Origin of the sequence: Enterococcus raffinosus (genome assembly GCF_018917525.1) — a bacterium.
Lineage (GTDB): Bacteria > Bacillota > Bacilli > Lactobacillales > Enterococcaceae > Enterococcus_A > Enterococcus_A raffinosus_A.
Window position 1 is genome coordinate 1 of the sequence record NZ_JAHLOS010000087.1, and the last position, 1785, is coordinate 1785.

Consider the following 1785-nt stretch of genomic DNA (forward strand, 5'->3'; position numbering starts at 1 on the left):
TCTTAACGCTTGAAGTGGGAGCTTCTTGGGAAGAGAGCATACTTGATAGCGTATTTCTTTACTAACAGAGGTGTCTCTTATTTACCAAGCTATCTCCGTAGTTCCTACGGTTCTTGAGTGTAACTAAGCTAATGATTGTATTCTAAGACTTTCGGTCAGAATGTTGATACTAGCGTTGATATCTCGGTCGTGATGAGTATGACAAATAGGGCAAGTCCATTCTCGAATTTCGAGAGATTTCTTGCCATCTTTGTGTCCGCATTCTGAACAAATTTGACTAGACGGAAACCATTTGTCTACTTTGATTATTTCACGTCCATACCAGTCAGCCTTGTAGTGTAATTTAGTCACAAAACTAGACCAAGATACATCAGAAATGCTTTTTGCCAATTTATGATTACGCAACATACCTTTTGTGTTTAAGTCCTCGATACAGATAATATCGTGATTTTTGATAATTTCTGTACTCAACTTATTTAGAAAATCAGTACGTTGATTCATTACTTTTTCGTGCAATCTAGCCACTTTACGTTTTTGTTTTTGATAATTTTCAGCTTCAAACAGATTGATACCTTTCTGTTTAGCTAATAATGCTCGTCTTGACAACTTGCGTTGTTCACGTTTGAGTTTCTTTTCCATTTTGGACGTGAATTTATTATTATCAAATTTTTGACCGTCAGAAAGAATCGCAAAGTTCGTAATACCTAGGTCAATCCCAACAGCAGAATTAGATTTAGGTAGTTCGCTAATTTCTTCTTTGCACAACAAAGAAATATAATATTTACCGCTAGAATGGCGTGATATTGTAGCAGATTTGATATTCCCGTTAGGTTGTCTATGAAGTTTAATTCTGATTAAGGATTTCAACTTAGGAACTTTGATGAATTTATTATCAATCAAAGCAATTGTGCCGTTTTGATTATTCGTTGTATAACTCTGAACAGGATTTTTCTTACTCTTGAAACGTGGGAATCCAACGGACTTATCACGAAAGAAATTTTTGTAGGCTTTATCTAAGTTGAGTTGAGCATTCGCTAAAGCAAGACTATCCACTTCTTTCAAAAATGGAAATTCTTTCTTGTATTTAGCGGGGGTGGGAAAGGTCATTTTTTTAGAAGAATCATTTTTTATTTCTTCGTATGCCTTTTTTCGGTCATCGAGCATTAGATTATAGACCTTACGGACACAACCAAAAGATTTGGCAAAGAAGATTTCTTGTGCTTCTGTTGGATATACTCTGAATTTGTATGCTTTTAGCCGTTCCATAAAGTTCACCTGCTTCCTATTTATGATTGTTTCCTTGGTTTTGAATATATTTCTTTATGACATCAATTGGTGCACCGCCGGTAGTCAAAAGACAAAAACTTTTAGACCAAAACATTTCCTTCCAAAGAAATCGTTTTACTCTTGGAAAGTCACGTTTTATCAAACGAGAACTGGCACTTTTATAGGCATTGATGAATTTTGTCAGTTCCGTTTTTGGTTGTGCTTTGAACATGATGTGAATATGGTCCTTATCATGATTCCACTCAACTAAAGTAATATGATACGATTTTGAAATTCTTTCAAAAGTATCTTTAGCATAATCTGATATTTCATCATCAATCACTTGTCTACGATACTTTGTAACTAAAACAAGGTGGTAATAAAGAAGAAACACTGAATGGTTATTTGTGTCCAATTCCATTGTTATATCAACCCATTTCTTATATAGACTGATTATAACATGAGATAAAATAAAAAGGCAATATGCCTTAGGTGTCGGTTTTCGAGTGACCAAAGGCA

2 protein-coding genes are annotated in these 1785 nt (G+C 34.6%); both read right to left on the reverse strand.

Translation table 11 applies throughout. The features are described from left to right. Positions 1-123 precede the first annotated feature (123 nt). Positions 124-1266, reverse strand: coding sequence for an IS200/IS605 family element RNA-guided endonuclease TnpB (tnpB, locus tag KQI58_RS22350; protein WP_216411133.1), 1143 nt, complete (start codon positions 1264-1266; stop codon positions 124-126). Positions 1267-1282: 16 nt separating this feature from the next. Then, positions 1283-1687: an IS200/IS605 family transposase gene (gene tnpA / locus KQI58_RS22355; protein WP_216411134.1), complete on the reverse strand. Its 405-nt coding sequence runs from the start codon at positions 1685-1687 to the stop codon at positions 1283-1285. Between the last annotated feature and the right edge of the window lie 98 nt (positions 1688-1785).